The organism is Leifsonia sp. 10L418, assembly GCF_056395445.1.
Genome location: NZ_JBFTJN010000008.1, coordinates 18,511 through 39,354 on the forward strand (window position 1 = coordinate 18,511; position 20,844 = coordinate 39,354).

Annotated in this window: 19 protein-coding genes and 1 tRNA gene; 12 read left to right on the forward strand and 8 right to left on the reverse strand. The window is 63.7% G+C overall.

What is annotated here, in order from left to right; all coding sequences use genetic code 11:
• Positions 1-44: 44 nt before the first annotated feature.
• Positions 45-665, reverse strand: a complete 621-nt coding sequence (gene orn, locus AC1DCF_RS15130; protein ID WP_441789667.1) for an oligoribonuclease — start codon at positions 663-665, stop codon at positions 45-47.
• A gap of 125 nt (positions 666-790) precedes the next feature.
• Here orn and AC1DCF_RS15135 point away from each other — a divergent pair, with 125 nt between their 5' ends.
• Positions 791-1,051: a thioredoxin family protein gene (locus AC1DCF_RS15135; RefSeq protein ID WP_441789668.1), complete on the forward strand. Its 261-nt coding sequence runs from the start codon at positions 791-793 to the stop codon at positions 1,049-1,051.
• On the opposite strand, the gene AC1DCF_RS15140 is transcribed toward AC1DCF_RS15135, so the two are convergent.
• The gene (locus AC1DCF_RS15140) at positions 1,048-1,968 is read right to left on the reverse strand and encodes an Lrp/AsnC family transcriptional regulator (RefSeq protein WP_441789669.1); all 921 of its coding nucleotides are present in this window, start codon (positions 1,966-1,968) and stop codon (positions 1,048-1,050) included. The two genes, AC1DCF_RS15135 and AC1DCF_RS15140, sit on opposite strands and share 4 nt — an antisense overlap.
• Before the next feature lie 233 nt (positions 1,969-2,201).
• On the opposite strand from AC1DCF_RS15140, the gene AC1DCF_RS15145 reads away from it, so the two are divergent.
• The 7 genes from AC1DCF_RS15145 (at position 2,202) to AC1DCF_RS15175 (ending at position 10,806) form a co-directional block, all read left to right on the forward strand.
• Positions 2,202-3,062, forward strand: coding sequence for a transporter substrate-binding domain-containing protein (locus AC1DCF_RS15145; RefSeq protein WP_477211760.1), 861 nt, complete (start codon positions 2,202-2,204; stop codon positions 3,060-3,062).
• Positions 3,063-3,126: 64 nt separating this feature from the next.
• Entirely contained in the window at positions 3,127-3,900 is a 774-nt protein-coding gene (locus AC1DCF_RS15150) for an amino acid ABC transporter permease (protein ID WP_441789671.1), read from the forward strand.
• On the forward strand, positions 3,897-4,685 hold the full coding sequence (locus tag AC1DCF_RS15155; protein ID WP_477211761.1) for an amino acid ABC transporter ATP-binding protein: 789 nt from the start codon (positions 3,897-3,899) through the stop codon (positions 4,683-4,685). Before AC1DCF_RS15150 ends, AC1DCF_RS15155 begins: the two co-directional genes overlap by 4 nt.
• The gene (locus AC1DCF_RS15160) at positions 4,675-5,724 is read left to right on the forward strand and encodes a C-terminal binding protein (RefSeq protein ID WP_477211762.1); all 1,050 of its coding nucleotides are present in this window, start codon (positions 4,675-4,677) and stop codon (positions 5,722-5,724) included. The genes AC1DCF_RS15155 and AC1DCF_RS15160 overlap by 11 nt, the downstream gene beginning before the upstream one ends.
• 74 nt (positions 5,725-5,798) lie before the next feature.
• On the forward strand, positions 5,799-7,475 hold the full coding sequence (locus AC1DCF_RS15165) for an amidohydrolase (RefSeq protein ID WP_477211763.1): 1,677 nt from the start codon (positions 5,799-5,801) through the stop codon (positions 7,473-7,475).
• Between the two features lie 89 nt (positions 7,476-7,564).
• Positions 7,565-9,205: a thiamine pyrophosphate-binding protein gene (locus AC1DCF_RS15170; RefSeq protein ID WP_477211936.1), complete on the forward strand. Its 1,641-nt coding sequence runs from the start codon at positions 7,565-7,567 to the stop codon at positions 9,203-9,205.
• Positions 9,206-9,216: 11 nt separating this feature from the next.
• A complete protein-coding gene (locus AC1DCF_RS15175; protein WP_477211764.1) occupies positions 9,217-10,806 on the forward strand; it encodes a zinc-binding metallopeptidase family protein in 1,590 nt (529 codons plus the stop codon).
• Between the two features lie 25 nt (positions 10,807-10,831).
• Here AC1DCF_RS15175 and AC1DCF_RS15180 read toward each other — a convergent pair whose 3' ends face one another.
• Entirely contained in the window at positions 10,832-13,141 is a 2,310-nt protein-coding gene (locus AC1DCF_RS15180) for a cellulase family glycosylhydrolase (RefSeq protein ID WP_477211765.1), read from the reverse strand.
• Between the two features lie 527 nt (positions 13,142-13,668).
• Positions 13,669-13,741: transfer RNA gene (locus AC1DCF_RS15185), tRNA-Arg, on the reverse strand.
• A 130-nt stretch (positions 13,742-13,871) separates the two neighbouring features.
• On the opposite strand from AC1DCF_RS15185, the gene nadE reads away from it, so the two are divergent.
• The gene (nadE, locus tag AC1DCF_RS15190; protein ID WP_477211766.1) at positions 13,872-14,693 is read left to right on the forward strand and encodes an ammonia-dependent NAD(+) synthetase; all 822 of its coding nucleotides are present in this window, start codon (positions 13,872-13,874) and stop codon (positions 14,691-14,693) included.
• A gap of 35 nt (positions 14,694-14,728) precedes the next feature.
• On the opposite strand, the gene AC1DCF_RS15195 is transcribed toward nadE, so the two are convergent.
• The 4 genes from AC1DCF_RS15195 to AC1DCF_RS15210 all read right to left on the reverse strand — a co-directional run bounded on the left by AC1DCF_RS15195 (position 14,729) and on the right by AC1DCF_RS15210 (position 17,784).
• Positions 14,729-15,436: a hypothetical protein gene (locus AC1DCF_RS15195; RefSeq protein ID WP_477211767.1), complete on the reverse strand. Its 708-nt coding sequence runs from the start codon at positions 15,434-15,436 to the stop codon at positions 14,729-14,731.
• A gap of 80 nt (positions 15,437-15,516) precedes the next feature.
• Positions 15,517-15,744 (reverse strand): hypothetical protein, encoded by a 228-nt coding sequence (locus AC1DCF_RS15200; protein WP_477211768.1) that lies wholly within the window; start codon positions 15,742-15,744, stop codon positions 15,517-15,519.
• A 78-nt stretch (positions 15,745-15,822) separates the two neighbouring features.
• Positions 15,823-16,773, reverse strand: coding sequence for a DMT family transporter (locus AC1DCF_RS15205; protein WP_477211769.1), 951 nt, complete (start codon positions 16,771-16,773; stop codon positions 15,823-15,825).
• A 3-nt stretch (positions 16,774-16,776) separates the two neighbouring features.
• Positions 16,777-17,784, reverse strand: a complete 1,008-nt coding sequence (locus AC1DCF_RS15210; protein ID WP_477211770.1) for an aldo/keto reductase — start codon at positions 17,782-17,784, stop codon at positions 16,777-16,779.
• A 229-nt stretch (positions 17,785-18,013) separates the two neighbouring features.
• Here AC1DCF_RS15210 and AC1DCF_RS15215 point away from each other — a divergent pair, with 229 nt between their 5' ends.
• Genes AC1DCF_RS15215 through ettA form a run of 3 tightly spaced genes read left to right on the forward strand, consistent with a single transcriptional unit; the run spans position 18,014 to position 20,842 of the window.
• Positions 18,014-18,607, forward strand: coding sequence for a single-stranded DNA-binding protein (locus tag AC1DCF_RS15215; RefSeq protein WP_477211771.1), 594 nt, complete (start codon positions 18,014-18,016; stop codon positions 18,605-18,607).
• A gap of 43 nt (positions 18,608-18,650) precedes the next feature.
• Positions 18,651-19,154 carry a DUF6993 domain-containing protein gene (locus AC1DCF_RS15220; RefSeq protein WP_477211772.1) on the forward strand — a complete coding sequence of 168 codons (504 nt, stop codon included), beginning with the start codon at positions 18,651-18,653 and terminating at the stop codon, positions 19,152-19,154.
• Positions 19,155-19,159: 5 nt separating this feature from the next.
• Positions 19,160-20,842: an energy-dependent translational throttle protein EttA gene (ettA, locus tag AC1DCF_RS15225; protein WP_441789685.1), complete on the forward strand. Its 1,683-nt coding sequence runs from the start codon at positions 19,160-19,162 to the stop codon at positions 20,840-20,842.
• Positions 20,843-20,844 lie beyond the last annotated feature (2 nt).

A 20,844-nucleotide genomic window follows, 5' to 3' on the forward strand; every position in this document is an offset into this window, starting at 1 on the left:
TGTGTTGTTCTCCACCTCTCGGTGAAGGCAACTCAAGAATACTATTACATCTTTGGAGTGAAGTTGTTCACTACCTCGGCTGAAATGGCCTTCGCCTCGTCAGTTGAGGGTCCGGGATCGCCCACGAACAGGGCTTTTCTGTAATATGCCAATTCTCGAATTGATTCAAGAATGTCTGCGAGAGCGCGGTGACCACCGTCTTTTGCAGGAGCCTGGAAGTACACGCGGGGGTACCAGCGACGCGCAAGTTCTTTGATCGACGACACGTCAACGTTGCGATAGTGCAGGTGATTGTCGAGGCGAGGCATGTAACGCGTCAAGAACGAACGGTCGGTGCCGATCGAGTTGCCGGCCAGGGGAGCCTTCTGTTCGGCCGGGATGAACTTGAGGAGGTACTCGAGCACCTGGTACTCGGCCTCTGCGGTGGTGACGCCGTTCGGAATCTCTTCGATCAGACCGGAGGTCGTGTGCATGTTGCGCACGAAGTCGCCCATCTGCTCCAACGCCGAGGGGTCGGGCTTGATGACGATGTTGATTCCCGGGTCGACCAGATTGAGGTCGTAATCCGTGATCACGACGGCGATCTCGACGAGCTCGTCTGTTTCAAGATTGAGGCCGGTCATTTCGCAATCGATCCATACCAACCGGTCACTGCTATTTGTCATGTCCCCGAGTCTAACGGGGGGTGCAGACAGTCCCGGCGGGCTCGGTGTCACAGTGAGCCGGCGCGCTTCGTAGACTTGAGGTAATGCGGGCAGTTGTTGCCCTCGTCATCGGCTAAGGAGCTGCGATGGACCTGATTCTCTTCTCGTCGTCATTCTGTGAGCCGTGCGCACAGACGCGTGCCGTGCTGGCCGAGGTGGAGCGGGTCGTCCCCCAGGCGACGGTCATCGAGTTCGACGTGGCCCGCGACAACGCCGAGGCCGAAGCGCACGGCATCCGTTCGACGCCAACAGTTCTCGTGCGTGACGCATCGGGTGCCGAAGTGTTTCGAGCGGTCGGGGCTCCCACTCTCGATCAGGTGCTTGTCGCGGCCGCAAAAGCGCTCTAGGAGACGGCAGCCAGTCCGCCGTGGATTCGCTGCAGACTGTGCTGGTAGCGCTCCTTGCGAATCTGCGCGTGCATCCACTGCTCGGCGACTCGCACCTCGTTGAGCGCGCGCACTGAGGCCATGAATTCGTTGAACTCGTGCAGTGTTCCGAAGGTGATCGTGGCCACGATGTCGAAGCGCCCGACCGTGCGCGCCATGAACTCCAGGCCCGGCTCGCCCTCAACGAGAGCAACCAGTCGGTCATAAGAGCCAACGGTGCTGAAACCGAAGCCGAAGACAAGCTCGCCTTCGAGGCTGATGCGGCGGCGCACCAATCCGATTTGCATGGCGCCGGTCTCGGTCAGACGGTTCAGGCGAGTTCGGCATCCGCTGATCGAGAGGCCCACCTGCTCGCTGAGTTCGGCATAGCCCATACGCCCGTCCTGCTGCAGGAGCTCCATCAGGTGCAGGTCTGCTTCATCGAGCCCGAGGTCGACGGTCTGCGGCTCTTCGCCGAGAAAGAAGCTCTTCAGCATTCGTTCATAGATCATCACGTGCACTTCAATCACGCCGGGTAGCGAGCGGATGCTGTGCACATCGGAGTGCAATTCGGCCATGCTCGCGGTGTGCAGCTCGGCGATCAGTTGATAGTTGCCGGCGATCTCGGAGACGAAGACCGGCGAGTTCAGCTCACAGATGCGCTCGGCAAGCTCACCCATATCGCCCTCGGCACGGAGCGTGAGGTGCGCCAGCACCGTGAGCCCGAGGATGCGGGGGTGGATGGCCGCGACAACGCGCACGTCGCCGGAGCTGAGGAGCGGGTTGAGGCGTTTGGCGATGTTTGTGCGATTGGTGCCCAGCTGTCGAGCGATGTCGCTAAACGACGCCCGACCGTCACGCCTCAAGTGCGCCAATGCCTGTTCGGTGAGTTCGTCCACGTGTGAACAGTACCGCACCTCCCGCCGCCATGCGCCAGGTTTACCTGCGAATCGTGATTCAACGGTTGAATCAACGTTGCGTAGCGCTTAATGCGTTGCGGTTTTGCACTTGATCGTTGGTTTTCGTGCAATGTTGTTTTGACAAGTCGGTTTGAAAAACACACAATGGTCGTTACCACCTCACAGCATCAACTTTTCACGGGGTGGATTCCTACGCATTCAATGGAGAAGCAATGAAGAAAACTATGATCGGCCTTGTCGCAGGTGTTTCAGCGGCATTGCTACTGAGCGGTTGCGCCGCAGGTGCGACGAACGACTCGAAGCCCGCGGAGAATTCCGGTGCAGAGTCGGCCGCGCCAACGGGGCTTGTCAACGAGGGATTCTTCACGGCCTGCATCGACCCCGAGTACCCGCCGCTGGAGTACTACGCAGATTCGACCGGTGGTGACATCATCGGCTTCGACGCCGATGGCATCCGTGCCGTTGCCACGCACTGGGGTGTCGAGCCCAAGTTCGAAGTCACCTCGTTTGACGGCCTCATGCCGGGGCTGCAGTCGGGAAAGTGTGACGCAATCTTCGGCGGTCTCTACATGAGCGAAGCGCGCTTGCAGATTGCCGATGCGTCGGCCGTGATGAATGCCGGCCCGGCCGTGCTCGCCGACCCGAAGCTGGCCGCGAAGCTGGAGAAGCCCGAAGACCTCTGCGGGCTCAAGGTCGTCACCCAGTCGGCCTCGAGCAACTCCGCCAGCGTCGCCGCGCTGAGCGAGAAGTGCGTCGCCGACGGCAAAGACGCCATCGCACACACCGACTACCCCAAAACCGCCGAGACCGTTCTTGCCGTGATCAATGGCAAGGCCGACGTTCTGGTCGAGACCAATGTCGCGGCGGCCTACATGGCCACGCAGAACAAGGGCAAGCTCCAGGTTGCCAGCAACGTGTTCCCCCCGGACACCACCTTCGGCGTGTTCACGAAGAAGGACAGCGAGCTCACTCCTGCTGTCGCAGCAGCACTCGACGCAGTTCGCGAGAACGGTGAGTTGGCCAAGGCGGCCGGCAGCTACAACCTCGACGTCTCCATTCTGGACGTTCCCTAACCAGTCCCTTGGGCGGGGTTGCCGGGCAGACCGGCGACCCCGCACCACCTAGGAGTCAATACCCATGCTTTTTGATCCTCAGATCTTCTTCGAGCAGCTCTTCAACCCCGCCTATCTCTGGGGCGCCCTCCTCTCGATCAGCGTCGCAGTGTGCTCGCTCGTCATCGCCACCGTGATCGGATTCTTCCTGGCCGTCGGCCGCACGTCGAAGAAGGTCTACGTGAGCGCACCTTCCGCGCTCTACGTCTGGTTCTTCCGGGCCCTTCCCGCGCTGCTCGTGCTGCTCATCATGTGGAACGCGCTTCCCCAACTGATCCCCGCGTTGCGCGCCGACTGGTACACGCCGTTCATCGCGGCATCCATCGGGCTCGGGCTGGTCGAAGCCGCGTTCATGGCCGAAATCATCCGTTCGGCGCTCAACAGCGTCGATGACGGCCAGGAGCTGGCCGCCCGCGCACTGGGCATGAAGCCCGCATCGGTGATGCTGAAGGTCGTGCTTCCGCAAGCCATCCGAACAGCGTTGCCTCCGACCGGAAACGAGTTCATCGGACTGATCAAGTACTCGTCACTCGCTTCGGTCATCTCCCTGCGCGAGCTGCTCACCACGGCTCAGATCGGCGTGAACATCACGTTCCGCTATGCCGAGTACTACACCGTCGCGATCATGTACTACCTGGTCATCGTGACAATCATCACCCTGATTCAGAACCGTGTTGAGAAGAAGTTCCTCTGGACCTCACGCGGTGTGAAGAAGACCATCCGACCGGTCACGATGAACACTCGGGCCATCGCCAGCCTGAAGATGACCAGCCTCGAAACGAAGGGTGCGAAGTCATGAGCACCATTACATTGGACACCGCGGTCCTCCCGACCCTCCAGGTCGCAGACCTCCACAAGGCCTACCACGGCAACGAGGTGCTGAAAGGCGTCGAATTCGCCGTCAACAAGGGCCAAGTGAAGGCCGTGCTGGGCCCGTCGGGTTCCGGAAAATCGACGATGCTGCGGCTGATGGCTCTGCTCGAGCCGGCCGACCGGGGCACTATCTCCCTCAACGGCACACGGATCGGAGCTTCAGAGCACAGCGGCAAGATCCTGCACCACGCCGAGGGCAAGCTCGCGGTTCAGCGCCGGGACATCGGGATGGTCTTTCAGAAGTTCAACCTGTTCCCGCACCTCACCGCGGTCGAGAACGTGATGATCGGTCTCACCAATGTGCAGCGGGTGCCGAAGGTCGAGGCCCGCGAACGGGCCTACGCGATGCTGACCAAAGTCGGCCTGGCCGATCGTGACGGCCACTTCCCGTCGGAGCTGTCCGGCGGTCAGCAGCAGCGTGTGGCGATCGCCCGCGCACTCATCTTGAACCCACAGGTGATGCTTTTCGACGAGCCGACATCCGCTCTTGACCCCGAGCTCGTCGGGGAGGTGCTCGAGGTGATGGAAGATCTTGCAGCAGCAGGCATGACGATGATCGTCGTCACGCACGAGGTGCGCTTTGCCCGCCGTGCCGCCGACGAAGTGACGCTCTTCGACGGTGGAGTCATTGTCGAGCAGGCCGCGCCGGAGGAGTTCTTCGAGAACCCGCAGCACGAACGCACCAAGAAGTTCCTCAGCCATGTCCACTAACCCGGGCATCCGCCCCCGAGCGGTCTACACCGATCTCGACGACACCGACTTTTCGGCCGGAATCGCCCTGCTCGACAGCCATGGTTTCGACGTCACCTACCTCGATTCGCGCGATCGGGAAGTGATTGTTGCGGGGGCAGAGGATGCCGTCGCCCTGTTGGTGGGGTACGCCGAGATCACCCGGGACATGATCGAACGGATGCCTAGCATCCGGGTCATCGCACTCATGTCGATGGGCTTCAACAACGTCGACGTCGAGGCTGCTGCGGAACACGGAATCTGGGTCACCAACATTCCCGGTGCAGCGACCGAAGAGGTGGCCACCCACGCGCTGGCGTTAGCCCTTCACGGTGCGCGCGGTCTGTCGTTCTACGGCCAGGCGACGCAGGGCGGCGGCTGGAACCTGCGTGACACGATTGTGCCGCAACGACTCAGCGAGACCACACTGGGCCTGGTGGGCTTGGGCAAGATCGGTTCGAAGCTGGCCGAGCTTGCTCGACCGCTCTTCGGCGAGATCGTCGGCTACGACCCGATGCTGCCCGACACGGCCGAAACTCGTGAGCGTTTGGCCGCGATCGGTGTGCGCAGGGCGCCGCTCGAGCACGTTCGCGCCGAGGCTCATGTGCTGTCACTCCACCTCCCGTTGCTCGAATCCACCGCGAATATGGTGGATGCCGAGTTTCTTTCCGCCATGCAGCAGGGCTCGTACCTCATCAATGTGAGTCGTGGGGGACTCGTCGACAGTGCGGCGCTGGCCGCCTCACTCGACGCAGAACACCTCTCGGGTGCCGGGCTCGACGTGCTCGACGTGGAACCGCCGCCCGCCGATCACCCGTTGGTCTCGCATCCGCGTGTGCTGCTGACGCCGCACATCGCGTACTGGTCGGGCCGCACGGATGCCGAGTATGTACGCCAGCAGGCCCGGAACGTGGTCTCGTGGGCCGAGACGGGTGCACCCGACAGTCCCGTGGTCATCGTGTCCGAGCCGAAATCCGCGGCGCCGCTCGTCAGCACGCTCGCTCGCCAGCTAGCCACCTAACTACCCGGGTGGGCCGATAGGCGCCCATCGACCATTTCCTTTCATTTCTTCGACCCGACGTTTGGAGTACTCCCATGCGGAAACTCGCCACATTCGAAACAGCTTTCACCGACTACTTTCCGCGGATTGTGACCTCCCGCGCCGTGCACACTCTCGACGCCGAGAACACCGTTGCCAATGCCTTTTTGATCTTCGCCGGTCAAATCGCGAGGGTGGGCACCCTTGACGAATGCCGAACTGCAGCAGCGGCGATCTCGCCGACGGCGCCGGTGATCACCGACTTCGGAGACCAGATCGTGGTCCCGGGATTCATCGACGCCCATGCCCACCCGCTCATGCTCGGTCAGATGATGAGCTGGGTCGATTGCGGCCCGGAGAAGGCATCGAGCATCCCCGAGATCGTGGCGCTGCTCACCGAGGCGGCCGCCCGCATTCCGAATGGCCTTCCGGTGCGCGGCTACGGCTACGAGCAACGCAACCTGGCCGAGAAGCGGCATCCGCTCCGCAGCGAGCTCGATCTCGTGGCGACCGATCGTGAGGTGTATCTGATGAATGCGTCGGGTCACGGCGGTGTCGTGAACACGTTCACCCTTGACGCCAGCGGAATCACCCGGGACACCCCCAACCCGAAGGGTGGCGAGTTCTTCCGCGACGCCGACGGTGAGTTGACCGGTGAGCTCTCGGATGCCGCCTGCAACATCCTGACCGGCGTGCAGGGGGTGAAAATCGGTCACCATGGCCCCAACTTTCACCTCGGTGATGCACCCGAAGAGCACGTGCGTCAGCTCAGCGTCGCGCAAGAGAATTTCTTGCAGGGCGGCGTCACGACGATCGGTGACGCGCAAGTGACCAAGCGCGAGTTCGACATGTACCTGCGCTTGGCGGAACAGAATCAGCTCAAAACGCGTATCTCGATGTATCTGCTCTCGCACCTGCTCGATGAGGCCATCGACACCGGACTCCACGGTGCGTTCGGAAACTCGCACCTCAGCTTCGCCGGCATCAAGTTCTACGCGGACGGCACACTCGGCGGCTGGACGGCATACTTTCCCGACGGATACGTGGGTGACCCGTGTCGCACCGGACAGCTCTATCACGAACCCGCCGAATACCAGGCGCTGATCAGCCGGGCTCACGCGGTGGGGCTGCAGACGGCGACACACGCCCAATCGCCCACCGCGATCGAGATGGTCATCAGCTCGCTGGAGGCGGCCCTCGCCGAGAATCCGTCGGCTGACGCCCGTCACCGCATCGAGCACTGCGGGCTGCCGACGCCCGAGCAGATCGCGCGCATGGCGGCGGCCGGCATCCACCCGGTCAACCAGCCGCAACACCACTTCAACTGGGGCGAGGGCGTCGAACAGGCCATCGGAACGCCCGGCGAGCGCTTCAACCCGCTCGGTGAGTTCGCTGCGGCCGGCGTGCACGTGACGATCAGTTCGGATGCGCCGGTCGCCGATCCGCGTCCGTTGGAGGCGATTCAGGCTGCCGTGAGTCGCGTCACCCGTCGTGGCAACCAATTGGGCGGTGATGACCTGGCCATTACCCGCGAACTCGCGCTTCGCGCCCACACCATCAACGCGGCGCACACCCTCGGCCGGGAGGCGGAGATCGGCAGTATTGAGGTGGGCAAGCGTGCCGACTTCGCTGTGCTGGAACGCGACCTCTTCGAGTGCGCCGTCGACGAAATTTCGACCATCGCGGTAGCGCAAACCTGGGTAGATGGCGTGTGCCACTACACCGCTAAGTAGAGACAAGGGATCCCGTGAACTACTCGGAAGAATCGGCAGAAACAGCCCTCGCCGCAGGGGTCGAACTCGACAACGCCGGGCTGGCCGTGATGACGGTGCTGCGCAACTACGGCGTCGACACGATCTTCGGCATCCCCGGAACTCACAACCTCGAGTTCTATCGTCCGCTGACCGCATTGGGCATTCATCCGGTCACCTCGCGGCACGAGCAGGGCGCCGGGTACGGCGCTGACGGCTGGGCGCAGCAGACCGGGCTTCCCGGTGTGGTGATCACCACGTCGGGGCCCGGCTTGTTGAACGCGCTGTCGGCAGCCGGCACCGCGTACTGCGAATCGCGACCGCTGATCATCCTCTCGCCCGGTGTGGCGGAGGGCGGTGAGTTCGCCGACAACGGTGCGCTGCACGAAACCAAAGATCCGACCGGTGCCGCCGGTGCAATTGTCGAGTGGAGTCGGCGCGTGCACAGCGCAACCGAGGCGGTGCAAGCTGTGCACGACGCATTCACCATGTTCCGCTATGGGCGCCCGCGCCCCGTGCACATCGAGGTTCCGCTGAACATCTTGGAGGGACAGAGCGACTGCCCACCGTCGATGCTCGCCGCGCACGAGATTCGGGCCGCGGCCGGCGCCGTGTACGCCGATCTGCAGCAGGCGATTGCCGCTCTCGACAGCGCAGAGCGGCCCGTGATTGTGGCCGGGGGTGGGTCGCTCCGAGCGGCTGCGCAGCTGACCGCACTCGCAGAACTCCTGGATGCGCCCGTCGTCACCACTCTCAACGGCAAAGCCGCCGTGCCGGAGAACCACCCGCTCTCGCTCGCCTCCGAAATTCGCCTTCCCTCGGTGCAGAAGGTCATCAATGACTCGGATGCCGTGCTCATCGTTGGTTCGAAGCTGGGCGAGGCGGAACTTTGGGGCGGCGTTGTTCAGCCGGCCGGGATTGTCATCCGCATCGACATTCTTGCCACCCAGGTGCAGAAGAACGTGTGCAGTGACATCGGACTCGTGGGGGACAGTAGTGCTGTTGTCGCTCAGCTGCTCGAAGGGTTGCGTGCTGGGCGAGTCGACGCTGATCGCGTTGGCGCTGCGGGGACTGACGACACGGAGAGCCTCGGGACCACATACTCCTCGGCACGCGCCAATGCTCTGGTCAGCGTGCGTGCCGAAGCCATCGCCGAGGCACGCGAGATTTCGCCCGCCCTCTTCGCGGTCGCGTCGGCCATCGCCGACGTGCTGCCGGCCGACGCCATCGTGGGCGGCGACTCGTCGCAGATCACCTATTTCGGCATGTCCAGTGTCGTGCGGCAGGATGCCCCGCACTCGTTTCTTTACACGCCGGCCTACGCGACGCTCGGTTACGGACTGCCGTCGTCGATCGGCGCGAAGGTGGCGAGTCCCGACCGTCCGGTCGTCTGCGTCATCGGCGATGGCGCGCTGATGTTCGCGGTCCAAGAGTTGGTGACCGCGGTCGAACAGCGGCTCGATCTCACCGTCGTGTGCGTCGACAATGGCGGCTACGCGGAGATCAATCAAAACGAGCGCGACCGGGGCATTGAACCGGTCGGCGTGGTGCTCACCCAACCCGACTGGGCGGCGCTGGCCGACGCCTTCGGCGGAACCGGGCATCGGGTAACCGACCCGAGCGAGCTCAGCAACACCGTCGCCCGAGCGATCGCCTCGACCGGCCTGAACCTGGTGCACGTGCCGCTCCACCTCTTTTCTGCGACCTCATGATGGAGAGAACATTGCTCAACACCCACACCCTCGACCACACACTCGATGCCGTCGCCAAAGGAACCGCCGCACGCTGGGTCGATGAGAATATGCCGCGACTCTCGGAATGGCACACCCACATCTGGGAACTCGCCGAGCCGGCCTGGCGTGAATTCCGCTCGGCCGAATGGTACGTGGAGCGGCTCACCGCCGAGGGGTTCACAGTCGAAGCAGGGTCGGCCGGTATGCCGACGGCGTTCAGCGCCGAATGGACGCACTGCACTGGTGGACCCACCCTGCTGACATATGCCGAGTACGACGCCGTTCCCGGAAACAACCAGTCGGCATCCGTCACCGAAGACAGTCGGGAGGGCATGAGCCGGTTTGCCCCTGGACACACCGACCCGCACTCGGCGCTCGGGATCTCCACCTTGGCCGGCCTGTTGGCGACCAAGCATGCGATGGAGCAGCACGATATCGCCGGAACCCTCAAGTACACGGGGGAGCCGGCCGAGAAGATGCACGGCTCGAAGGTGGTGCACGGGCTGCGCGGATACTACGACAACGTGGATGCCATCGTCAGCTTCCACCCCTTCTACATGCTGCCGCTCTGCAACACCGCGCGCTGGGACACCCAGTGCGGGGCCTACTACAGCAAGGTGTATACCTTCGTCTGCGATGAGCCGGAATCGTGGCAGCTGTCGGCCAACCCCAACTCGCCGATTCCCGCGTCGCACTCGGCGGCTCGCGCGCCGGGCGCCAACGTGGCGCTCATGTCGATGTACACGTCGTCGCGCATCATGCAGGATGCCATGCTGCCGAGCTTCGGCGGCTGGAGCCTGAGTGACGCCATCCTGCTCGACGGCCAAGCGACTGCCGACAATCTTCCCGCCCGGGTGGCGCGCATCCAGTACTCCTGGCGCACCCCCAACGTTGAGATGGCTGAGCACGTTCTGGCCGTTCTCGACCGCAACGCTGAGCATGCCGCGCAGATCGCGCACTGCGCGGTCGATGTCACCTGGGTGGCGCGTAGTCGGCCCGGCCGCACGAACCACGTCATGGCCACCGTGCTTTACGACAACCTGGCCGCCGTCGGCGCTCCGAGTTATGGGCCAGAGGCGATCGGCGTCGCGCAGGAGATTCAGCGAAACCTCAGTATCGAGGTGATGGAGAAGCCGTTTCTTGACGAGTGCGAGCAGCTCATCACGCCGCAGGACGCCGAGGAGGCGTTGCGCCAACATCTGGCTCCGTGGCAGCACAACTGGACGAGCGACGACTACGTCGAGATGACGCACTACGCGCCGACCGTGCGTTTCTACGTGTCACGTCCGGCGCTGAAGTCGCCCGCCGGTGCCGGCGCCTACCCCGGCTGGGTGATGAACGCCCTCGGTGGAATCCCCGCCACGATCGACCCAACGATCGACGTGGCCGGTAAGACGATCGCCGGCACCTTCATCGACCTGCTCACGAAGCCTGGGCTCGTTGCGGATGCACGTGCCGAGTTCGACGCGCGCGTCGCGGCCGACCCGATGCCGGCCCTGCTGGCGGCCGATTTCGAGCCGCCGATCGAATTGCCCTGGCCCGACTACCGCACCCGCAACGACGTGCGCAGTTGGGGGTAGCCGGACCGGCGTTGGCTGCTCGGGTCTACTCGCGCGTCGTCAGCGTGTAGTCGCCGTCGGCGCAGCCCGTCACGTTCCAACCGCCGGGAACCGCGACCGTTTCAACGTTCGTGATTCCCTCGGTGGCGACGACGGGCTGCGCCTCGCCGGGGATCCACACGGTCAGTCCGCAACTGCGCTTCGCCGTGCTGCCGGCGAGCGTCAGGTCCGCCTCGTGCCCGGCAAGCGAGGTGAGAACACCGGGCGCCGACTGCGGATATGCGCGACTCAGGATCCGGAGCAGGTCGGCTTTCGGGGGACCGTCGCCTCCGGTGGCGCAGTCTTGCATCATGAGGGCGTTTCCAACGGGCCCGATGCCGTTCTGCGGGTCGCCGCATGCCTGCTTCCACACCCAATAGGCGCTGCCCAGCCGGTGGGCATCCTCGGCGATGGCGTAGCGGTTCATGCGTGCGAGAACATCCGCATCCTCACCCCAATAGCCGTATTCGCCCGACCAGAGTGGGGCGCTGTACTCGTCGGCGACCCGCTGCGCGAGAGTGAACTGACGTTCCAGCGCCACGATCGGGGGAATCCCGAGGTCACGGTCCATGGTGATCGACTCGGCATACATATGCGGCGAGAAGGCGATGTTGCGATCGCTGGTGAACCCGGGCGTCGGGCCGGCGTCGAATCCGAGTCCTGACCAGAGGATGCTCGGCTCCACGAACACAATCTGCGGCGCGCCCGCAGCACGGATCTCCGTGATCGCCCGGTCGTAGAACCGTCCGAGTTGCACCGATGTCGTGACCGGGGCGGTTTCACCGAAACCGGGCTCGTTGAGCAAGTCGAATCCGGCAACCATCGGCTCGTCGCTGAACTGCGCGGCAAGCTTGCCCCAGGTCTCGGCGAGCGCGGTCTGGATGCCGTCGGTGTCGAAGTAGAAATGCTGGAACGCCCGGTTGCCGGCCGGCGAGATGTCGCGCCCGGTGAATTGGCAACGCGGCGCTCCGTCGGTGATCGTCGCCCACTCGGGGGCTCCGTCATATCCCCACATCGGGTCTGTCCCTGGCCGACAGGTGGTTCCCTCTTCCCACGGCCCGTTCCACCAACCGTCCTGGTGCATGTCGAGCACGGTGTAGATGCCGTGCTTTTTCGCCCAGTCGACCGCGTCGGTGATCTTGCCGAGGTATTCCGGGTCGAGTGTGCCCCGTTCCGGTTCGAGCGCCGACCACGAGAGGTTGAGTCGCGCGACGGTGAATCCTTGCGCTGCCATGTCAGCGAAATCCTGCTCCGTCAGCGGCCGGGTCGCCGGCACATCGGGGCGCGCCTGATAGAAGTCCACGAGCTGGTTCACGTTGACACCGCGCAGCAGCACCTGGTTACCGTTGCCGTCGGTGATGATCGATCCTTCGGCGCGCAGGATGCCCGCGGGTGGCGTAGATTCAGCGCCGGCGGCATCCGTCGACGCGGCAGAAGCGATTCCGGTTGACGGAATGCCAATGGCCGCGCCCAGCGCCAGGACGACGGCGGCCGCGGTGGCAAGCTGCCGGGTCCGGATCGAACGCTCCGCGAGGAGTCGGTCTGCGACAACGGCGCCCAGACCGACTATCCAGCCGGCGCAGGCACCGAAGGCGAGACCGTCGGCGACGGCGACGTAGGTGACCATCAGCGGCCAGATGTCGCCGGTGAAGCCGCCGTCGACGGTGAGCCCGATGAGCCCTTGCACCAGGCCCACGACACCACCGGCCACAACAGCCGCCAGCCATCCACCGAGCACTCCGGGAACACGTGAGCGCATCCAGCGCAGGCACAAGGCTGTGGCCCCGGCGATGAGAATCATGGCGATGACCATCGACACGATGCCGCGGTCGGGGCGGGCAACGGGGATGCCCGGCGCATAGGCCGCACCTGTCCACCACAGACCCGCGATCAATGGCGTGACCGCGGCGAAGAGACTGGCAGGTGCCCAAACCGATCCGGGCGTGAGCGACGTGCGTGTCGTCGGGCCGCCGAGCCAGCGGGTGAAGGCGGCGACAATAAGCGCGGCGGGTACGGCCTTCGCGGCCACGAATCCGGCTGCCCACCCCGCGGACGCGAGGTCCCAAGTCATGAAGAAGCAGGCGGCGCCCTGCGCGAGCAAGACGGCGAGCACGACGCCGGCCGTCAGCGTCCAAAAACGTTCGCCCGCTCGAACCGCGACCCACCAGGTGACGGCGAACAACACCGGCACGAACACAAGGTACGGGGCGAGCGGCCACATGCCCCGGTCGAAGCGCAGCTCTGCTCCCGACAAACCGACCAGGGCGAGTAGGCCCGTGGGATCAGCAATCGCCTGGATCAGCACCAGGATGGACATGCTGGCTAGTGCTACGGCAGGACGTCGAACCGATTTCATGACACTCCATCGTGACAATTGCGGGGGTGATGCTGCCCGCATAGCTTTGCCTGTCTTCCGCGGCAGGTCAAACCCGAGCGTCGTTCGATTTCCGACCGTGCCGCTCAAGTGGGTCAAGTGTCCCACTCGCTGAGTGAAAAGCGCAAGACGAAGTCGGCTGCGACTACTTTGGCACGAGACCATTTCCGTGGCTGTGGAGCAGCCGACGGAGTAGGCCGCGTCTCGAAACCACGCGGGCCGATCTCTGAACCTGGGTTGCGTCTGGGGATTGGCCGGCGGAGGTCTCGAGACGCGGGCTCGCTGCGCTCGCACGCTCCTCGACCACCGGCTACCCAATGTGCCCCCGGCAGGATTCGAACCTGCGACCAAGAGATGAGAAGCACCGCGAGAGCCATGCGGCTGTGCAGTGGGAATTTTGTGTGCCCCCGGCAGGATTCGAACCTGCGACCAAGAGATTAGAAGCACCGCGATGGCTTGTCTTATGTGTGTGCCCCCGGCAGGATTCGAACCTGCGACCAAGAGATTAGAAGGCTCCTGCTCTATCCCCTGAGCTACGGGGGCGACCAGTCGAGACTACTACGCCGCCAGGTGAAGGTTCGAATGCAGCGGCATGTCGAAACTCGCAGGGAGAGTGCTCACCTCGGGCGTCCATACCGATCGTTCCTGTCGCACCTCCGGTAGATTGTGAGCCATGCGAGATCTTCAGGCGCGAATCATCGCGGAACTGCACGTTTCACCCCAGATTGATCCGGCCGCCGAGGTACGCCGACGGGTCGGTTTTCTGAAGGACTACCTGTTGCGCACCGGCGCGTCAGGCTTTGTACTCGGCATCAGCGGAGGCCAGGATTCGAGCCTCGCCGGACGCCTGTGCCAGCTCGCCGTCGAAGAACTTGAGGCATCTGGTCGGCCGACCACATTCGTGGCGATTCGACTTCCCTTTGCGGTGCAGCACGACGAAGACGACGCCGTGCTCGCTCTGGATTTCATCCAGCCGAAGTCGACGATCACCTTCAACATTCAGCGTGCGGTTGAGGGGTTCGAAGCGGAATACGCCGACAGTGTCGCAGAGCCGATGACTGACTTCACCAAGGGAAACGTGAAGGCGCGGTCGCGGATGATCGCCCAATACGCGGTAGCCGGCCAGAACGGTCTTCTCGTGGTGGGAACCGACCATGCCGCCGAGGCTGTCACGGGCTTCTTCACCAAATACGGCGACGGCGGAACCGACGTACTTCCGCTGTCGGGCCTCACGAAACGCCAAGGACGGGCGCTGCTCGTCGAGCTTGGCGCTCCGGAGCGCCTCTACCTCAAGCTGCCGACCGCTGATCTGCTCGATGACAATCCCGGACAGACCGACGAAGCGAACCTCGGGCTTCGCTACGAAGACATCGACGATTACCTCGAAGGCCGACCGGTCGATGATGCTGTCGCAGAAGCCTTGGAGGCTCGGTTCCTGGCGACCGAACACAAGCGCCAGGTGCCGGCGTCGCTGTTCGACACGTGGTGGCGCTGAGCCCGAAGGCTCAGCGCGACAACCGAGTCCGAAGGCTACGCGGGGTTGACCGGCAACGGTTCAGACGGAGCCGATCGCACATCGAGCGCCTTCACGTCGTCCAGAAGCTGAAGCGCCTCGGTTGACGTGGTCGCAGGAGATGCGAATGGTCGCGACGCCGACGAAGACTCATCGGTCGAGAACTGGCTGTGGTGCTGCTTCGCAACCCACGCGTCTTGCTCGGCAACCAGCGCGCTCTCCGGGGTAACGCTTTGGGTACCCCACCGGGTGAGATCCGCCTGAAACACCTTGCGCGACTTGCCCGGCTTGTTCTGCCACTCGACGAGGCGGTCACGGAACTCGTGAACCGCCGGCTCAAGCTGGTAGCCGAAAGTTGCCGAGGTGCGCTTGAGCTCGGCGAGCTGATGCGCAGCCCAGTCCGCGGCGACCGCCGCGCCCTTGATCGGCAGAAGGCGCACCTGGATGTCTGCCTGGCCGACGGCCCGGTCAGCCAAGACCTGCTCCTGTGGAGTCAGGGAGTTCCACACCGACGCTTCGGTCGCTGCGTCGACGAGAGCGCCGATCGCTGCGACTTTCTGCTCGCGATCGCGCTGGGCGATCAAGCTTTTGAGCGTCGCTCGCGAGATCCAGGCCGAGAGAACCCCGGCAAGAATGATCGCAAGAACGAACAGCACTGTGCTGAAGAAAACGGGCTCAGTGCTGACATCGGTCAACCAGGCATAGAAACTATTCCACCAGTACATGTGCCGCACTTTACCGGTGCTCATACCTATTCGGGGGGAGCCCCTGCGGCGTGCCACATCCGCTGGTGTTCAGAACCGGATCAGCGAAAGCAGTCTGCGGCGTCATCGAGACGCCAGAACGTTCCCACCTCGATAGCGCGACTCGCAGCGGTGAGCCGGCGGGCGGTAAAGCTGTCACCGCGGGGGTCGCTGCGCCGCTCGATGTGGCCGAGAACGGATCCTGATCGATGCGTCACTCGCCAGAGACCCGCGCGAATGGGAACGAGGGTGATGGTGCTCGTGCGCGCCAGGGTGGGCGATGAAACCATGGTTACTCCGAACGTCAGCGGCCGAGTGTCGTGTGAATGTCACGCTAGGCGTGGCCACTGACATCCGGGTCGGCAGGTTCAGCGCAGCTTCGTCACCGTCACATCGCGGCGGGCCAGGTCAAGATCGATCGTCTTGCCGGCGCGGGCTGTTTGAGCCACCACGATGCCAGCGAGCACCAGCAGAACCCCCAGAAACTGCACGCCGTCGAGAGTTTCACCGAGCCACAGAAACGCGAATCCGAAGGCGAAAATGACTTCGGACGCCGAGACAATACCGGCCGCCGTAGCGGTCAACCGGGCAAGCGCCAGGTACGACAGCAGATAGGGAAGGAACGAGCCGACGACACCATTCCAGAGCACGACTCCCCAGAGGGGCACCGTGATGGAGTCGAGGTTTCCGCCTAATGCGGTCGGCGCGGCCAGCACTCCCGGGTCGATAAGCCACCAGCTGCTGAAAAGCAACCAGAACGCGCTGGCGAACAGCATCGACCAGAACGAGACGGCGAGGGGTGTTGCGGATGCGACCTGGCGTTCGCCCACCAGAAAATAGACGGCGAGGCAGAGGGCGGCGAGAAGTCCGGCCACGACGCCGAGTGCAGAAAGCGGGCTCGCCCAGACCTGCGCGACGACGGCCATTCCGACGAGCACCGCAGCGATCGCCACCCAGATGCGGGCCTTCACCCGCTCTTTGAAGATGAAACGCGCGGCAAGGGCAACCAGGAGCACACCGGAGTACTCGAGCATCAAGGCGATGCCGACCGGTAGAAGACTGATCGCGACGGCATAGAACCACTGAATGAGCGCGACGCCGGCAATTCCCAGAGTCGCAAGCGCGAGTAGTTGCCGTCGGTTGATCCGGAACGCGCTCCGATTGGTCAGGAGCAGCGCGACTCCCGCGAGGACGGCGATGATCGTCACGCGGGCAAAGGTGAGCTGCGCCGGACTGAGTCCGGCCTCAACGATGACCTTGGTGGTGCTTCCGTTGAGGCCGAACAGCAAAGAGGCTACGAGCGCAAAGACGTAGCCCAACCGCTAATCCAGTGAGGTGCCGTGCACAGCGTGAGGCTCGATGGCGGCAATCTCACCTTCGGTCAACGCCGGGGCGTCGAGCGCTGCGATGTTCTGCTCCAGCTGGCGAACGCTCGAAGCGCCGACGAGCACGCTCGTCACAGCGGGCTGGCGCAAGATCCAGGTGATCGCAAGCTGAGCGAGCGACTGGTTGCGGGATGCCGCGATCGCGTTCAACGCGTTGGCCCGTGCCAGGTAGCTTTCCGACAGGGCTGACTTGTCGAGGAAGTGGCTCGTCGCGATGCGTGAACCGGACGGAACGGCACCGTCGAGGTAGCGGTCGGTGAGCAAACCCTGCGCCAGCGGGGAGAAGACGATGCTTCCCATTCCCAGCTCGTCGATCGTGTTGAACAGACCGTCTTCGCTCTGGCGGTCGAACATCGAGTAACGAGGCTGGTGGATCAGCAGCGGCACCTTGTGCTCGGCCAGCGCGGCATAGGCAGCGCGGGTCTGGGCCGGGGAATAGTTCGAGATGCCGACGTAGAGGGCCTTACCCTGCTGCACCGCGGTCGCCAAGGCGCCCATAGTCTCTTCGATCGGCGTGTTCGGGTCGGGTCGGTGGGAGTAGAAGATGTCGACGTAGTCGAGTCCGAGCCGTCCGAGGCTAGCATCGAGCGACGAGAGCAGGGTCTTGCGGGATCCCCACTCGCCATACGGTCCCGGCCACATGTCGTAGCCGGCCTTGCTGGAGATGATCATCTCATCGCGGTACGGACGGAAGTCCTCGGCGAAGATCTTGCCGAAGTTCGTCTCGGCGGCGCCGGGAGGGGGTCCGTAGTTGTTGGCGAGGTCGAAGTGGGTCACGCCGAGGTCGAAGGCACGGCGCAGAATCGCCCGTTGGGTGTCGATCGGGCGTTCATGCCCGAAGTTATGCCACAGTCCGAGCGACAGAGCGGGCAGTTTCAGCCCGCTTCGCCCCGTGCGGCGGTAGTTCATTGTGGAATAGCGGTCATCATCGGCGGCAAAGGTCATGGCAACACTTTAGGACAGCGCATCCCCACCGTGTTGCAGCCGCTCTGCACACTGACCGCGGCGCCAGGTTGTTCACGGATCGCCGATCATTTCGATCTACCGGATGCGGTGATCGCACACTCGGAGATGCACGACCCGGGTGTGGCAAAACCTGGCACGAGTGGTCGCCTCGGGTCGTGTGTGCCGGGCCGTCGCCTGTCACCCACGCCATTCCGTGCCGGGAGAAGAAATGAGCGACACGATCACGTTGACAGGAATCGTCGGAACGACTCCGACACACATGGTCACAACCAGCGGACTTGCCATCACCTCGTTTCGGCTCGCCTCCGGGCAGCGCCGATTCGATCGCACCCAGAACGCGTGGGTGGATGCCGACACCAACTGGTACAGCGTCTCCACCTTTCGTCATCTCGCCCACAACGTGAAGAATTCGGTGCACAAGGGTGAGCACGTGATCGTGAGCGGCCGCATCCGAATTCGCCAGTGGGAGACTGACGTGCGCAAGGGCACGACCATTGAGGTTGAGGCCGAGAGTGTTGGCCACGATCTCACCTGGTGCACGACGAGTTTTCTGCGCAGCGCGCCGGGACGCAGCGCGACGGCGTCTCCGCACGACTCCGACGTGCTGGGCTCCTCCGCGACGTTCCCTCCGGCCGACACGGTCGAATGGCCGAAGGCCCTGGCAGATGACGAGCCGGACAACGAGCGGGACGATGAGCGGAGTGATGATGACGATGCTGATGAGGATGCTGAGCGGGAGGCTGTGGCCGGCGACGGCTTTCTGCCCGACGAACCGTCGAGCCTGATCACCGTGGTCTCGTAGACTCGGGGAGAGTCGACCGCCACGCGGTCAGGGAGGACCTCGGGTGTCAAGAAACACGCTCTCGAAACGGCGACAACTCGGTGCTGCGGGGGCCGGCGTACTCGCCGCATCGCTGCTCCTGATTGTGTCCGGCTGCAGCGCACTGCCGACGGAGTCAGCGCCGACCGCGAGGCATTCGGCGGCAGCGACCTCGACGCCCAAACCCACCGTGGCTCCCGTTTTCGACCCTGCTGGGGGCGCGAAAGCCAATTCACCCTTCTTCGATCACGTCGCACGCGGGGTGCTCGCGGCCAACCCCGAAGCCGGGGGAGCCGAATTCATCAACGCCCTGAGCGCCGGTGGTTTCGACAAGGCGCAGATGCAGGTCACTCCCGATCGCACCGCCGTCGATCTCGCGGCCGACTCGATTCAGTTCTCTGTGCGCATCGGTGAAGAATGCCTGATCGGTCAGACTGGGCCGGCCACGCAGGGCTATCACAGCATGGTTGCACCAATTCTCGCCACCGGGATGTGTCTCGTTGGCACCACCCGCCAAATAGACTGGTAGACACTATGGCCGAATTTATTTACTCGATGGTCCGAGCGCGTAAAGCGGTTGGCGACAAGCTCATTCTCGACGACGTCACGATGTCGTTCTTCCCCGGCGCCAAGATCGGCGTCGTCGGCCCGAACGGTGCCGGAAAATCAACCATTCTCAAGATCATGGCCGGGCTCGACACCCCGAGCAACGGTGAAGCCAAGCTCTCGCCCGGCTACACCGTCGGCATCCTGATGCAGGAGCCGGAGCTCGACGAGACCAAGACAGTTCTCGAAAACGTGCAGGAAGGCGTTGGCGAGATCAAGGCCAAGGTCGACCGGTTCAACGAGATCTCACTCGCGATGGCCGAGCCCGACGCCGATTTCGACTCGCTGTTGGCCGAAATGGGTGTGTTGCAGGAAGAGATCGATCACGCTGACGCGTGGGATCTCGACTCCCAGCTCGAGCAGGCGATGGATGCCCTGCGCACTCCGCCGGGAGACTCCCCGGTCGCCAACCTCTCAGGTGGTGAGAAGCGCCGCGTGGCGCTGACCAAACTGCTGCTGCAGAAGCCCGACCTCCTGCTCCTCGACGAGCCCACTAACCACCTGGACGCCGAAAGTGTGCTCTGGCTGGAGCAGCACCTCGCCAAGTACCCGGGCGCCGTGCTCGCCGTCACCCACGACCGGTACTTCCTCGACCACGTCGCGGAATGGATCGCCGAAGTCGACCGCGGTCACCTCTACCCCTATGAGGGCAACTACTCGACCTACCTGGAGAAGAAGCAGGAACGTCTGCAGGTTCAGGGCAAGAAAGACGCCAAGCTGTCCAAGCGCCTGGCCGAAGAGCTCGCGTGGGTGCGCTCCAACGCCAAGGGGCGTCAGGCCAAGTCGAAGGCTCGTCTCGCTCGTTACGAAGAGATGGTCACCGAGGCCGAGCGCACCAGGAAGCTCGACTTCGAAGAGATCGTGATCCCCGTCGGACCCCGCCTCGGCGCGCAGGTCATCGACGCGAAGAAGTTGCAGAAGGGGTTCGAGGGCCGTGTGCTCATCGACAACCTGAGCTTCACGCTTCCCCGCAACGGCATTGTCGGCGTCATCGGCCCGAACGGTGTGGGTAAGACCACCCTGTTCAAGACCATCGTCGGCCTCGAGCCGCTCGATGCCGGTGAGCTCAAGGTCGGTGAAACGGTCGAGATCTCCTACGTCGACCAGAGCCGCGGTGGCATCGATCCGAACAAGACACTGTGGGAGGTCGTCTCCGACGGCCAGGACTACATCCAGGTCGGCAAGACCGAAATTCCCTCGCGTGCCTACGTGTCGACGTTCGGCTTCAAGGGTCCGGACCAACAGAAGAAGGCCGGTGTGCTCTCCGGTGGTGAGCGCAACCGTTTGAACCTGGCGCTGACGCTCAAGCAGGGCGGAAACCTCCTCCTGCTCGACGAACCGACTAACGACCTTGACGTCGAAACCCTCGGCTCGCTCGAGAACGCTCTTCTTGAGTACCCGGGTTGTGCTGTCGTGATCACTCACGACCGGTGGTTCCTCGACCGCATCGCCACGCACATCCTCTCGTACGAGGGCACCGAAGAAGACCCGGCGAACTGGTACTGGTTCGAGGGCAACTTCGAGTCCTACGAAGAGAACAAGATCGAACGTCTCGGCCCGGATGCTGCGAAGCCTCACCGCTCCGCGTACCGCAAGCTGACGCGCGACTAGTC